This window comes from Siansivirga zeaxanthinifaciens CC-SAMT-1 (assembly GCF_000941055.1).
Taxonomy (GTDB): Bacteria; Bacteroidota; Bacteroidia; order Flavobacteriales; family Flavobacteriaceae; genus Siansivirga; species Siansivirga zeaxanthinifaciens.
Genome location: NZ_CP007202.1, coordinates 3,165,001 through 3,179,341 on the forward strand (window position 1 = coordinate 3,165,001; position 14,341 = coordinate 3,179,341).

A 14,341-nucleotide genomic window follows, 5' to 3' on the forward strand; every position below is an offset into this window, starting at 1 on the left:
TGGAGCAAAACTTACCATTGGTCCTGCTATTGATAATGGTTTTTATTATGATGTAGATTTTGGCGAGCAAAGTATTTCTGAAAAGGATTTTAAAGCAATTGAAGATAAAATGTTAGATATTGCTCGCGGAAAATATGATTTTAAGATGCGTTCTGCTTGTAAAGCTGAAGCTTTAGAATTATATAAAAACAATCCTTATAAATCAGAACTTATTGAAAACTTAGAGGATGGTACTATAACGTTTTGTGACCATGCTACGTTTACAGATTTATGTCGCGGTGGGCATATACCTAATACAGGTATAATTAAAGCTGTTAAAATTTTAAGTGTTGCAGGTGCGTATTGGAGAGGTGATGAAAACAAACCACAACTTACTCGTGTATATGCAACGTCGTTTCCTAAACAAAAAGATCTTACTGAATATTTAGCGTTGTTGGAAGAGGCTAAAAAACGTGATCATAGAAAACTAGGTAAAGAGCTTGAGTTATTTACATTTTCGCAAAAAGTTGGACAAGGGTTACCGCTTTGGTTGCCTAAAGGTGCTGCCTTGCGTGAACGTTTGGAAAACTTTTTAAAAGCTGCCCAAAAGAAAGCGGGTTACGAAATGGTTGTGACACCTCATATTGGACAAAAGGAACTTTATGTTACTTCTGGTCACTATGCTAAATATGGAGCAGATAGTTTTCAGCCTATTCATACACCTAAAGAAGGTGAAGAATTTTTACTTAAACCAATGAACTGCCCACACCACTGTGAAATTTATAACAGTGCACAATGGAGTTATAAAGATTTACCAAAACGTTATGCTGAGTTTGGTACTGTTTACAGATATGAACAAAGTGGTGAATTACATGGTTTAACACGTGTTCGTGGTTTTACGCAAGATGATGCTCACTTATTTTGTATGCCAGAGCAGTTAGATAAAGAATTTAAAGATGTAATTGATTTGGTACTTTATGTATTTGGATCGTTAGGTTTTGAAAACTTTACAGCTCAGGTATCATTAAGAGATCCTGAAAATCCTGATAAATATATAGGTAGTCTTGAAAATTGGGAAAAAGCAGAACAAGCTATTATTAATGCTGCAAAAGACAAAGGTTTAAATTATACGATTGAAACAGGTGAAGCCGCGTTTTATGGTCCGAAGTTAGACTTTATGGTTAAAGATGCTCTTGGAAGACAATGGCAACTAGGAACCATACAAGTAGATTATAACTTACCAGAACGTTTTGACTTAAGTTATAAAGGTAGTGACAACGAATTACACAGACCTGTAATGATACACCGTGCTCCATTTGGAAGTATGGAACGTTTTATAGCGATTTTATTAGAACATACAGCAGGTAATTTCCCTCTTTGGTTAATGCCAACACAGGCTATTATATTATCAATTAGTGAGAAATATGAAAAATACGCTGAAAAAGTTTTAAATTTGCTAGAAAATGACGAAATTCGCGCCCTTGTTGACCATAGAAATGAGACGATTGGGAAAAAAATTAGAGAGGCAGAAATGCAAAAACACCCTTTCATGATTATTATTGGTGAACAAGAAGCTAAAGAAAACAAAATAACTGTGCGTAAGCATGGTGGTGAAGATTTGGGAATGATAACCATTGAAGCATTCTCGGAAATAGTACAAAAAGAAATAAATAAAACGTTGAAACCGTTTTAAAATAAGTTTAACTAAAAAAAGATAACGCCATAGCAATTAGAAGAAGATCACAGCCCGCAAAAAGGGTTTCGCAAGAGGATAAACACAGAATTAACTCTAAGATTAACAGCCCTAAAGTTCGTTTAGTAGGCGACAATGTAGAAGTTGGAATCTATTCGACCAGAGATGCTTTAAAAATAGCTGAAGAACAAGAATTTGATCTTGTAGAGATATCTCCAAATGCAGATCCGCCTGTTTGTAAAGTTATGGACTATAAGAAGTTTCTTTACGAACAAAAGAAACGTGACAAAGTTATTAAAGCCAAAGCAACAAAAGTTGTTATTAAAGAAATACGTTTTGGCCCACAAACTGATGATCACGATTACGAATTTAAAAAGAAACATGCTGAGAAATTCTTAAAAGAAGGAGCTAAATTAAAAGCCTTTGTATTCTTTAAAGGACGTTCAATCATTTTTAAAGAACAAGGTCAAATATTGTTATTACGTTTGGCTCAAGATCTTGAAGAATTTGGTAAAGTGGAACAAATGCCTCGATTAGAAGGTAAACGTATGACCATGTTTATTGCACCTAAAAAATAAATGACTGTTGCGATACAGTATTAAAGATAATTAAGCGAAATAATTAAAACCTAGGAAAAGACAATGCCTAAAATGAAAACAAAATCTAGTGCTAAAAAACGTTTCAAGTTAACGGGTACTGGTAAGATAAAAAGAAAGCATGCTTTTAAAAGTCACATCTTAACAAAGAAGACTAAAAAGCGTAAACTTGCTTTAACTCATGACACTTTAGTTCATAAAGCAGATGAGAATAATGTTAAAATCATGTTGCGTTTAAAGTAACACCATTTTAACCGGTTAAAAACAATTTATAAACCCTGGAGTTAGGCTAAAATAAAAAGAGTTAAAAGTAAAAGTTAAAAGTTAAAAGTTAAAAGTTTCTAAAAACTAATTACCTAAAACTAGCAACTAAATTAACCGCCTACTACAAAAACACATTTAAAATTATGCCAAGATCAGTAAATTCTGTAGCAAAAAGAGCCAGAAGAAAAAAGGTTCTAAAACAAGCAAAAGGTTACTTTGGACGTCGTAAAAACGTTTGGACAGTAGCAAAAAATGCGGTTGATAAAGCGATGCAATACTCGTACAGAGACCGTAGAAACAAAAAGAGAACATTCCGTGCATTATGGATTACGCGTATTAACGCTGGAGCCAGAGCATACGGATTATCTTATTCTCAATTTATGGGGAAATTAAAAGCTAATGATATCGAATTAAACCGTAAGGTTTTAGCTGATTTAGCTATGAATAACCCTGAGGCTTTCAAAGCTGTAATTGATAAAGTAAAATAAGGCGTTTTCGCCTATTGTAAAACATATTATTCGCTTAATAAAAAATCCGATTCTTAATTGAATCGGATTTTTTTATTTTTATTAAGTACCAAAGGCTGTAATTACTAGATGTCTTTCGCCACCATAATCGCGATGTTCGCATAAATAAATACCTTGCCAAATGCCTAAATTGAGTTTACCATTGGTAATAGGTATTTGGACTGAGGTTCCTAAAACCGATGCTTTTATATGTGCAGGCATATCGTCGGGACCTTCATAAGTATGTTTGTAATATGGAGCATTTTCTGGAATCATAACGTTAAAATGACTCTCGAAATCTTTTCTAACGGTATAATCGGCATTTTCATTAATAGTTAAACTTGCAGATGTATGTTTAATAAACACTTGAAGCTGTCCTATTTTAATTTGATTAATTTCTGGTATAGCCTGTAAAACTTCATTGTTTATTAAATGAAATCCTCTGGCATGAGGCTTTAATCGTATTTGATTTTGAAAAAATTTCATTTTTAAAACTATTTTATAATTAGTTTTAATTCCTTTAAATTCTAGGTTTTTTGCTTTTTCTTTTTAGCAGCAGGAAACAACACATTATTTAAAATGAGCCTATAACCGGGAGACGTTGAATGCAAGTCTAATTCGGTTTTAGCGTCTCCTACTCTATGCTTGTAATCTTCAGGGTCGTGACCACCATAAAATGTAAAAAATCCTTTGCCTTTTATACCATGTATGTATTTGGCTTCCCCGTTGCTTTTATTTTCTCCCAAAACGAGCACATTCGATTTTATTTCATCTCTTGTAAAAGCCGTTGTTTGCCCCATAAAGCCTTTAACTAAAGCTGTATGATTTTGGCATAACATGGTTGGAATTGGGTCCCATTTAGCAGAAAACTCCATTAAAGAAAAATAATCAGTCGTGGGATTTACGTATCGTTTTTGAGTTGTATCTATTGATGAAAATTCGTAAACCATAGGATTACGCTCCAAAATAAAATTAGTGAAAGCAAAGGTTTTATTGAAATCTATTTTATTTTGATATCCCGCATCACTGGCATCACCATCAAACATAGGTTCGCAAATATCGACCCCTTCTGCAGAAAGTGCAATATCAAAACTATCGGTAGCACTGCACATGGCAAACATAAATCCGCCTCCAATAACGTAATCACGTATTTTAAGCGCTACATCTCTTTTCTCTTCTGAAACTTTATTATAACCTAATTTTGCTGCTAATTGTTCGGCTTCTTTCTTTTCTTCAATATACCAGGAAGCCGCACGGTAAGAAGCATAAAATTTACCGTATTGTCCTGTAAAATCTTCGTGATGTAAATGAAGCCAATCAAAAAGTAGCAAACCATCGTTTAAAACTTCTTCATCGTACACGGTTTCATATGGAATTTCGGCATATTGTAAAACCATTGTTACGGCATCGTCCCAAGGTAGTTTTCCGCTTGGTGTATAAACGGCTATTTTGGGAGCCTTCTCTAAAACAACAGCTTCCATATTTTGACTAGGACTATTTATTTCCTCTAAAATACTTTCGGTTTTAGCATCTGAAATAACCTCATATGAAACACCTCGAATTTGACATTCTCTTAAAATAGCTTCGGTATCTGGCAACAAAAAGGAACCGCCACGGTAATTTAATAACCATTTAACTTTAAGCTCTTTTGATAAAACCCAATAAGTTAAACCGTAAGCTTTTAAATGATTTTTTTGAAAATCGACATCCATTGGTATTAGGATATAGGATGCGAAACTTTTTATTGAAAAAAAAGCAAATATGATGAATACAAATATCTTTTTCATAAACCGAAAGGTAATCAAAAAATATATGGAGTTAAAATGCTTTTAGAAAATATTAAACTAAATTTTAAAACGGCACTTCGCTGTCGTCTTCGTCGTTAAAAGAACTACCAAAAGCTTGATCTGGACTTGCTTTAAAATTATCTGTTTTGAAAGTATCGTCGTTAGCAGCTGCATTCATTTTAGAATGAAACTCGAAAGGTGAATCGAATTCGTCAAGATTATCGAACTTACCTAAATGTCCAAGGAATTTCAACCTAATATTCTCTAAACCACCATTACGATGCTTGGCAACAATAAATTCACCTTGTCCTTCAGTAGGAGAACGTTCTTCATCATCCCACTCATCAATTTTATAATATTCTGGTCGGTAAATAAAGCTTACAATATCGGCATCCTGCTCAATAGCTCCAGATTCACGTAAATCTGATAGTAACGGACGTTTACTACCGCCACGCGTTTCAACAGCACGAGATAACTGCGATAAGGCTATAACAGGTACGTTTAGTTCTTTAGCTAATGCTTTCAAGTTTCGGGAAATCATCGAGATTTCTTGTTCACGATTACCTCCATGATTACTACCACCTGTCATTAGTTGTAAGTAATCAATCATGATTAATTTAATGCCGTGTTGAGAAGATAAACGTCTGGCTTTGGCACGTAAATCGAAAATAGAAAGTGACGGTGTATCGTCTATAAATAAAGGTGCTTTTTCTAAACCTTTAACCTTTACGTTAAGCTGCTCCCACTCATGTTTTTCTAATTTACCGGTACGTAATTTTTCAGAAGACAAACCCGTTTCACTAGAAATCAAACGAGTTATTAACTGTACCGACGCCATCTCTAATGAGAAGAAGGCTACCGGTATATTTTGGTCGACAGCAATATTACGAGCCATAGATAAGGTTAATGCTGTTTTACCCATACCAGGTCGTGCAGCAATAATAATTAAATCGGATGGTTGCCATCCAGAGGTAAGCTTATCTAATTTTGTGAATCCGGTAGGAATACCACTTAAACCTTCTTTATTTGAAATTTCTTCAATTTTCTTTTTAGCCTGGATAACTAATTCTTGAGCAGTTTCACTCGACTTCTTAATATTACCTTGAGTTACTTCATAAAGTTTAGACTCGGCATTATCAAGTAAATCGAAAACATCCTTACTTTCGTCGTAGGCATCTTCAATAATTTCATTTGAAATTTTTATTAAACTACGTTGAATAAACTTTTGAAGAATAATACGCGCATGAAACTCGATATGTGCAGAAGAAGATACTTTTTGAGTTAAAGAAATGAGATAAAAATCGCCTCCCGAAAGTTCTAATTTTCCATTTTTCTTTAATTGCGTTGAAACGGTTAATAAGTCAACTGGCTCACTATTTTCAAACAACTGAAATATCGCAGCAAATATGTGTTGATGTGCTTCTTTATAAAAGGCATCTGGACTTAAAATATCGATAACTTCGTCGACACCTTTTTTATCAATCATCATAGCACCTAACACAACCTCTTCTAAATCAAGGGCTTGAGGTGGTATTTTCCCCTTTTCTAAACTTATTAAGGTGCTTTTATCTACTTTATATCCTTTTATTTGGTCGGGTTGTTTCATGAATGCGAATGTAACTAAAAAGAAACTGTTTTTAAACAGAAAAAGATTTTAGATTGTTAACTAGTAATCAACAATTTAACTGTTAATAACTTAAAAAAATTGTGAATAACAATAAAAAAATCTGAAACTTTTGATTTCAGATTTTTAAATGCTAGGATATTAAAGATTTAGTCTTTAAATACACCCATTTGCATGTATTTATCCATACGCTTAGCAACCAAATCCTTTGGTGATAAGTTTTTTAAAATCTCGTAATGTTTAATAATGGCATTACTAACCGATTCAAAAGTTTTTTCTCTGTCTCTATGAGCGCCACCTAGTGGTTCTTTAATAATTTCATCAACCAACTTTAATTTTTTCATATCGCTGGCTGTTAATTTTAAAGCTTCTGCCGCTTGTTCTTTAAACTCCCAACTATGCCATAAAATTGATGAACATGATTCTGGAGAAATAACAGAGTACCAAGTATTTTCTAACATTAAAACAACATCGCCTACACCAATACCTAAGGCCCCACCTGACGCTCCTTCACCTATAACAATAGTAATTACAGGCACTTTTAAGCGAGTCATTTCTAAAATATTTCTTGCTATAGCCTCACCTTGTCCGCGCTCTTCGGCTTCAAGACCCGGATAAGCTCCTGGGGTATCCAATAAAGTTACAATTGGAATTCCAAATTTCTCGGCAGATTTCATTAATCGCAAAGCTTTTCTGTAACCTTCTGGATTTGCCATACCAAAATTTCTATATTGGCGTGTCTTGGTATTATACCCTTTTTGCTGACCAATAAACATGAAACTTTGATCGCCAATTTTACCTAAACCACCAATCATGGCTTTATCATCTTTAAAACTTCTATCGCCGTGTAATTCTAAAAAAGTTTCACCGCAAATAGCTCTAATATGATCTAATGTATATGGTCTGTTTGGATGACGAGATAATTGAACGCGCTGCCAAGGAGTTAAATTTTTATATATCTCCTTTTGAGTCTCTTTTAACTTTTTCTCAATTTGCTCGCAAGTTTTAGAAACATCAACATCGCTTTCTTTACCAATGATTTCACATTTTTGAAGCTGATCTTCTAGTTCTTTTATAGGGAGTTCAAATTCTAAATATTCCATAAGAATTTTGTTTTTGCTTATTAATTTTCTTAGCCTACAAACCTACATATTTTTTAATTTTAAAATAAGAAAAAAATACATTTATTGGTTATTAGCTCATATTATGCAAAGGTAACGATTCTATTAAAAACAAAAATAAATTTAACGAACAGCTTTTGCTAAACGTCTGTTTTTTAGAGTTTTTATATTCTTTAATATACCATTTGCAAGCACTGTTACAATAATTATTAGGGCACCAAAATAAAAATTAGGCCCCATATGTTCCTTATCTGGAAACAACAAAATAGCCATTATTATACCGTAAACTGGCTCTAAATTGTAGGTTAATACTACTGTGTAAGGACTTAAAAAGCGCATTACATGGATAGATGCAATATAAGCGTAAGTTGTACAAATAGAAGCTAGAATTAATAAGTATCCTAAATCGGGTAAACTAATATTAAAGAACGCTCTTGAAAACCCTTTATCACTAAAAAGTAAAAAAATTGAAACGAATAATACACCACTTAAAAATTCGTAAAAAGCAATTACTGTTGCTTGATGCTTTTTTATGAAAGTACCATTTAATACTGCAAATAATGAAGATAAAAATGCAGAGGTTATTCCTAAAATAATTCCATTGATGTATTTCAATTCTCCTCTACTTATTACGTATACCCCAATAATAACTATAACGCCAAATAAAATTTCATACCAAAGAATGCGTCTTTTATAAAATATAGGTTCAATAAATGAAGCAAAAAAAGCTCCTGTAGAAAACATGGTTAAAGTAATGGATATATTAGATTCGTCTATAGCACCAAAAAAGGTAATCCAATGTAAAGCAATTATAATTCCTGCTATGGCAAGTCGAACAAGCTCTTTGGGTCTTATGCTTAATTTAACCTTAGCAAACTTTATATAAATAAGCATTAAAGAGGAGGCAAATACCATACGAAACCAAACTAAAGGAATTGCCGAAATGATTATTAATTCTCCTAAAATAGCTGTAAAACCAGCTATAAAAACCAACAAATGAAGGTGTAAGTAATTTTTAATTTTATCGTTTAGCATTTTGCAGAAGATAAATAGCTAAAATACCAAAAAGCACATTCGGGAACCAAACAGCAATAAGCGGCGGAAAATCGGATTGTTCTGCCATCACACCAAACACCTTATCAAAAAAAACAAAAACCATGGCAATGCTTATACCTAAGGCCAAGTTAACGCCCATACCACCACGCCGTTTCATAGAGGATACTGCAACAGCTATTATGGTTAAGATAAATACAGAAACCGGAAGACTCCATTTTTTATACAAGACCAATTTAAAACGCCCTACATTAGAAGACCCTAAAGCTTCTTCTTTAGCTATAAAACGTTTTAATTCGCCATACATTTTTGTTTCGGCTGCAAAAATAACTGGAATTAAATCTTCTGCTTCAAAAGCAAATGTTGTATCCTTTTTTCTTTCAATCTCAATTATATCTTTGTCTTTACCAACTTTTCGCTTAACATAGTTTGTAAGTTCATAAATGCTATCTTCATCTCTGTATCGAATTTCGTTAGCAGAAATTTTGTAGGTTAGTTTATTAGCTTCAAAATGTTCTAAAGTAAAGTTTCTTCCAATTTTATTCTTTACATCATAACTGCTTACATAAACAATCTCGTTATCATTTATTTGTCTAAATACATTGTTATCTGCACCCTCATAGGCATTTTTTCCTTTTTTTAAATATTTATAGGAGAAGTCGTTAAACCCTTCACTTGCCTTTGGTGCTAAAAACATACCTAAAACAAGGGCTAGTATGGCAACAATAGTTGCGCCTATTAAGTAAGGTCTTAAAAACCTGGAGAATGAAACACCAGAACTTAAAAAAGCAATAATCTCGGTATTATTAGCGAGTTTGGAAGTAAACCAAATTACCGATAAGAATAAAAATAAAGGAAAAAGTATGTGTGCAAAATAAATTGTAAAATCTAACAAATAAAGCAATACTTCATTTAATGGCACTTCATTTTCGAGAATTCTACCTATTTTTTCGGCTAAATGAACTGTAATTCCAATAGGAATAAACAGTAGTAACATCATAAAAAATGTAAACAAATAACGCTTTAATATGTACCAATCAAGTATTTTCATTTTATTACAAACGATTATCCATTTGTTTTACCATTTTATTTTTCCAGGCTGCAAAATCACCTGCTAATATATGCTTTCTGGCTTCTCTAACTAACCACAAATAAAATCCTAAATTATGAATAGTTGCAATTTGTTTTCCTAATAATTCATTTACCGTAAATAAATGCCTTAAATAAGCCTTTGAATATTCGGTATCTACAAATGTTATACCCATCTCATCTATTGGAGAGAAATCGGCTTCCCATTTTTTATTTTTAATATTAATAGAACCGTGGGCCGTAAACAACATTCCATTTCTGGCATTTCGGGTTGGCATTACACAGTCAAACATATCTACACCTAACGCAATATTCTCTAAAATATTGATTGGTGTACCAACTCCCATTAAATATCGTGGCTTATCTTCTGGTAAAATTTCACAAACAACATCGGTCATGGCATACATTTCTTCAGCAGGCTCACCCACCGAAAGTCCACCAATAGCATTTCCAACAGCACCAGCATTTGCGATATATTCGGCAGATTGTTTACGTAAATCTTTATATGTACTTCCTTGAACTATTGGAAAAAATGCTTGGTTATAATCGTATGTTAAAGGTGTTTTTTCTAAATGATTAATACATCTGTCTAACCAACGATGCGTCATATGCATCGATCGTTTTGCATAATTATAATCGCAAGGATATGGTGTACATTCATCGAAAGCCATAATAATATCGGCCCCAATTTTTCGCTGTATTTCCATCACATTTTCTGGGGTAAACACATGGTAACTCCCATCTATATGCGATTTAAACTTTACACCTTCTTCTTTTATTTTTCTATTTGAAGACAAGGAATATACTTGATACCCTCCAGAATCGGTTAAAATATTTCTATCCCAATTCATAAATTTATGAAGACCACCCGCCTTTTCGATAATAGTTGTTTGAGGTCTTAAATATAAATGGTAGGTATTTCCTAATATAATATCTGGATTTATCACCTCCTTCAACTCACGTTGGTGCACACCTTTTACTGTAGCAACAGTTCCCACAGGCATAAAAATTGGTGTTTCTATAACACCATGATCGGTGGTAATTTTTCCTGCTCTGGCTTTACTTTGTGAGTCTTTGGTTAATAATTCAAATTGCATAATCCTGTTTAATCTTGAATTGGCAAACCTACAAATTTTTTAATTTTAAAATGAATTAGATTTCATTTAAATAAAGCCAATTTACCATAGAAAATAAATATTCGAAGAAATAAAACTATAATATAATTCTTTTGGCAACGTTTTTGAATGTATATAATTCAAATCTTAAAAATGAACATTATGAAAAACCTATTTTTTATGTTATTGGCCTTCTTTTTTATATCAACCTCTAGCTTTGCGCAGCAAAGCACCGGTTTTGGTATTAAAGCAGGTTTAAATTACAATGCTAATGGCGATTATTTTGAATCTATTGGAGCAAATGCGAAAAATCCTGATAGAAATGTGGGCTACCATTTTGGCTTTTTTGGTAAAATTGGAAACGAGATTTATTTTAAGCCAGAATTAATGTATACCTCTACAAAAAGCGATTATGATAATGATAGCTTTAAAATGCAGAAACTAGATGCACCACTTTTGGTTGGTGTTAAAGTATTAGGACCTATTAGTGTTTTTGGAGGCCCAGCGTTTCAATATATACTAGATACCGAATTTGATGGCATTAATATTAACGATGTTAAAAATGATTTTACCGTTGGTTTAAATTTTGGTATCGGGCTTAATTTTAACAAAGTTGGTATTGATTTAAGATACGAACGTGGTTTTAGCGATAATGAAGCTACCTTTTTAGGAAATAATGGTATAGGTGTTAGTAGAATTGACACAAGACCAAATCAACTTATTTTGAGTTTATCTTTATTGTTATAAATAAAAAAGCCACTTTAAAGTGGCTTTTTTGGTTACTTATTATAATTAACTTTTATGTTCTTGTCTCTGTAATCTGGGATACCATCATTATTAGAATCTATAATAGTAACTGTTTTGATGGTTATAATACCAGCACTTTCAGTTCTGCTAATCTCAAATTCACCTTCAACTAAAACTGGTTCTTGTTCGTTTAGGTTGGTATTAAAGGTATAGGTTGTTGGCTTGAGTTCGTTTATAGTAAGTACATTATCGCCGTCATCATCAGAATCAACATAATCTGCGAAACCGTTTCCATCGGTATCATCGTCAGTTTCATCTTTTAGGTTGGTAAAATTAACAATAAACTCACCATCGCCATTTAAATCTTCATAGTAAGATGGAATACCATCGCCATCATGATCGAAAACAGATGTTTGCAATAATTCAAATTTAAATGCTAGAGGTGCATACGAACTCACTCCCGCTGGTGCATTTGAAAAATAAGCTAATCCTGAAGGAATAAACATAATTCCTAAACCACTATTTATGTAATCTGTAGTACCATCTCCGTTAACTACAAAACCATCAGAAGTATTAAACTTAGGGATAACACGTCTCCAACCAGGAATAACTCCAGTTAAATCTATTGGGTTTCTATCTGGATAATATTTAAAATCAAAAATGTAATTTTCTAAAGAAAATCCTTCATATAGAATTTGAATTCTATCTCCTATAGTAGGCTTATTTTCACCCCCACCTTGATTTAAATTTAAAACATAATAGTCGTAGGTTGTATTTTCGTAATCTACAGTATACTTAACTACTTTAGATATTAACAATTCATGTCCATCGGGCACTGAAGCACTACCCGTAAGTTGGTTAATTACTATATCGTTAATACCTGCATTGGGTTTAGCAGCCTCAATTTCGGCAGCATTGTAATAATGACTCGACAAGTATTTTATAATAGAATCGTTATCTGCTTCTTGTTGCTCTGTTCTATCCCTTAACTCTATGGTTACGTTTGGAGCATCATCTTTCTTACAAGACGCCAAACTTAATCCCAAACAAACTAACAATAGGCCTATTTTATTCAATTTCATTTACTGTTTTTTTTATTTTTATTTTTTGCACATCTTAAAAAACAAATAAACATCTAATTAGATTTTTTGTTTTCAAATGCTACAATAATGCTTATTTTTGAGGCTGCAAGATACAATTTAAATACAATCTTGTGCAATAACATTAACGTAGTTTTTTCAATAATTATATGCGAATAGACAAATATTTATGGTGTGTTAGATATTTTAAAACCAGAAACATTGCAACAACTGCATGTAAAAAAGGTCACGTTCGTATTAACCAAGAAGTTGTAAAACCCAGCCGAGAGGTTTATGCTTTAGATATAATTGAATTAAGAAAAGACCAAATTAACTACAAACTGAAAGTGAATGATATTCCAGAAAGTAGAGTTGGTGCTAAACTTGTTGATATTTACAGAACAGACATTACCCCTAAAGAACAATTTGAAGCGAAAGAACTTTTAAAATATTCTCAAGATTATTATAGAAAAAAAGGTGTTGGCAGACCTACGAAAAAAGATAGACGAGATATTGATGATTTTAAAGATGAAACGTCTATAGATGATATTTAACAACTTACTGTAATTGTATATAGATGATTTGTCCGCTATAAAAAACACAATAAACAAATAAAATTGAGTAATTTTAAATTTTAATACAACACCATACTATTATGAATGTTACAAATAATGTGATATTAAACCACGAAGAAATTAATAATAAAATAAGACGCATTGCTTTTCAAATTTTAGAGAGCAACGTAGACGAAAACGAAGTGGTTTTAGCCGGTATCGATAGTAATGGCTACATTTTTGCAAAAAAACTTAAAACTACTCTGCAGAAAATTTCAGATATAAACCCTATACTTTGTAAAGTTAGTATTAACAAAAAACAACCTTGGGATCCTATTAGTACTTCAATTCCTGAAACAGAATATGCTAACAAATCTCTAGTTCTTGTTGATGATGTTTTAAATTCTGGAACTACTTTAATTTACGGGGTTAAACATTTTTTAAATGTCCCATTAAAGCAATTTAAAACAGCTGTATTGGTTAATAGAAATCACAAAAAATATCCTGTTAAAGCCGATTTTAAAGGCATTTCACTTTCTACATCCTTACATGAGCATGTAAATGTTATTTTAGATGGTAAAAAATTTGAAGCTATTTTAGAATAATTTTAAAACTAAATCTTCAATTATTTCAGTTTCAGTTTTATTATCGGTAGATACCGTTATATTGGCTTGAGAATAAAATTGATTGCGTTCAAAAAGATGTTTACCAATAAACTCTGTAAGTAATTCATCTGTTTCAATATGAGCTATTAACGGTCGCTTACTTTTCTCTTTATTTAGTCTGGTTACTAAGGTTGGAATCGACGCTTTTAAATAAATACTTTTTGCATGTTTAGCTTCTAAAATAAGCGACATATTATTATTATAACATGGGGTTCCTCCTCCTAGCGACACTATTAAATTAGTTTTGTTTTCTAAAATATGCATTAAATATTTAGTTTCTGCCTTTCTAAAATAAATTTCACCTTTACTTTTAAAAATATCACTTACGGTAGTTTTTTCTTCATTTTCAATATAATCGTCTAGGTCTAAAAAATCATAATTTAGTTTTTTTGACAAAATCCTCCCTAAAGTAGACTTCCCTGAAGCCATATATCCAATTAAAATTAAAATCATTTTTAGCGCTATAAAT

At 32.2% G+C, this 14,341-nt stretch carries 16 protein-coding genes (1 of these 16 cut by a window edge); 7 read left to right on the forward strand and 9 right to left on the reverse strand.

Features of this window, described 5'->3' with window-relative positions; translation table 11 throughout:
- From thrS to rplT, 4 genes are all read left to right on the forward strand, one after another.
- Window positions 1–1,672 carry the 3' portion of a threonine--tRNA ligase gene (gene thrS / locus AW14_RS13665; RefSeq protein WP_044639310.1) on the forward strand. The gene continues 263 nt to the left of window position 1, outside the view, so 1,672 of the gene's 1,935 nt are visible here — the last part of the coding sequence; its start codon lies beyond the left edge, outside the window; its stop codon occupies window positions 1,670–1,672.
- Window positions 1,673–1,761: 89 nt separating this feature from the next.
- On the forward strand, window positions 1,762–2,250 hold the full coding sequence (infC, locus tag AW14_RS13670) for a translation initiation factor IF-3 (RefSeq protein WP_245617652.1): 489 nt from the start codon (window positions 1,762–1,764) through the stop codon (window positions 2,248–2,250).
- Between the two features lie 63 nt (window positions 2,251–2,313).
- Window positions 2,314–2,511 carry a 50S ribosomal protein L35 gene (rpmI, locus tag AW14_RS13675; RefSeq protein WP_044639312.1) on the forward strand — a complete coding sequence of 66 codons (198 nt, stop codon included), beginning with the start codon at window positions 2,314–2,316 and terminating at the stop codon, window positions 2,509–2,511.
- 164 nt (window positions 2,512–2,675) lie between these two features.
- A complete protein-coding gene (rplT, locus tag AW14_RS13680; RefSeq protein WP_044639313.1) occupies window positions 2,676–3,020 on the forward strand; it encodes a 50S ribosomal protein L20 in 345 nt (114 codons plus the stop codon).
- 81 nt (window positions 3,021–3,101) lie between these two features.
- Here rplT and AW14_RS13685 read toward each other — a convergent pair whose 3' ends face one another.
- From AW14_RS13685 to tgt, 7 genes are all read right to left on the reverse strand, one after another.
- A complete protein-coding gene (locus tag AW14_RS13685) occupies window positions 3,102–3,524 on the reverse strand; it encodes a secondary thiamine-phosphate synthase enzyme YjbQ (protein ID WP_044639314.1) in 423 nt (140 codons plus the stop codon).
- Between the two features lie 41 nt (window positions 3,525–3,565).
- Complete coding sequence (locus tag AW14_RS13690) at window positions 3,566–4,750, reverse strand: hypothetical protein (protein WP_044639315.1); 1,185 nt, start codon at window positions 4,748–4,750, stop codon at window positions 3,566–3,568.
- 139 nt (window positions 4,751–4,889) lie between these two features.
- The gene (dnaB, locus tag AW14_RS13695) at window positions 4,890–6,431 is read right to left on the reverse strand and encodes a replicative DNA helicase (protein WP_044639316.1); all 1,542 of its coding nucleotides are present in this window, start codon (window positions 6,429–6,431) and stop codon (window positions 4,890–4,892) included.
- A gap of 167 nt (window positions 6,432–6,598) precedes the next feature.
- Complete coding sequence (locus AW14_RS13700) at window positions 6,599–7,552, reverse strand: acetyl-CoA carboxylase carboxyltransferase subunit alpha (protein ID WP_044639317.1); 954 nt, start codon at window positions 7,550–7,552, stop codon at window positions 6,599–6,601.
- A gap of 141 nt (window positions 7,553–7,693) precedes the next feature.
- Window positions 7,694–8,605 carry a DMT family transporter gene (locus tag AW14_RS13705; protein ID WP_044639318.1) on the reverse strand — a complete coding sequence of 304 codons (912 nt, stop codon included), beginning with the start codon at window positions 8,603–8,605 and terminating at the stop codon, window positions 7,694–7,696.
- Complete coding sequence (locus AW14_RS13710; protein ID WP_044639319.1) at window positions 8,592–9,674, reverse strand: LptF/LptG family permease; 1,083 nt, start codon at window positions 9,672–9,674, stop codon at window positions 8,592–8,594. Before AW14_RS13710 ends, AW14_RS13705 begins: the two co-directional genes overlap by 14 nt.
- Before the next feature lie 4 nt (window positions 9,675–9,678).
- The gene (gene tgt / locus AW14_RS13715; RefSeq protein WP_044639320.1) at window positions 9,679–10,809 is read right to left on the reverse strand and encodes a tRNA guanosine(34) transglycosylase Tgt; all 1,131 of its coding nucleotides are present in this window, start codon (window positions 10,807–10,809) and stop codon (window positions 9,679–9,681) included.
- Between the two features lie 180 nt (window positions 10,810–10,989).
- Between tgt and AW14_RS13720 the strand changes: the two genes are divergently transcribed.
- Window positions 10,990–11,574: an outer membrane beta-barrel protein gene (locus AW14_RS13720; protein ID WP_044639677.1), complete on the forward strand. Its 585-nt coding sequence runs from the start codon at window positions 10,990–10,992 to the stop codon at window positions 11,572–11,574.
- 32 nt (window positions 11,575–11,606) lie between these two features.
- Here AW14_RS13720 and AW14_RS14560 read toward each other — a convergent pair whose 3' ends face one another.
- Complete coding sequence (locus AW14_RS14560; protein ID WP_052647527.1) at window positions 11,607–12,656, reverse strand: FKBP-type peptidyl-prolyl cis-trans isomerase; 1,050 nt, start codon at window positions 12,654–12,656, stop codon at window positions 11,607–11,609.
- A 167-nt stretch (window positions 12,657–12,823) separates the two neighbouring features.
- Here AW14_RS14560 and AW14_RS13730 point away from each other — a divergent pair, with 167 nt between their 5' ends.
- Together AW14_RS13730 and AW14_RS13735 are read left to right on the forward strand one after the other, a co-directional pair.
- A complete protein-coding gene (locus AW14_RS13730; RefSeq protein ID WP_044639321.1) occupies window positions 12,824–13,207 on the forward strand; it encodes an RNA-binding S4 domain-containing protein in 384 nt (127 codons plus the stop codon).
- Between the two features lie 101 nt (window positions 13,208–13,308).
- Window positions 13,309–13,812, forward strand: coding sequence for a phosphoribosyltransferase domain-containing protein (locus AW14_RS13735; protein ID WP_044639322.1), 504 nt, complete (start codon window positions 13,309–13,311; stop codon window positions 13,810–13,812).
- Here the strand turns inward: AW14_RS13735 and AW14_RS13740 are convergent.
- The gene (locus AW14_RS13740) at window positions 13,804–14,325 is read right to left on the reverse strand and encodes a shikimate kinase (RefSeq protein ID WP_044639323.1); all 522 of its coding nucleotides are present in this window, start codon (window positions 14,323–14,325) and stop codon (window positions 13,804–13,806) included. The two genes, AW14_RS13735 and AW14_RS13740, sit on opposite strands and share 9 nt — an antisense overlap.
- Window positions 14,326–14,341 lie beyond the last annotated feature (16 nt).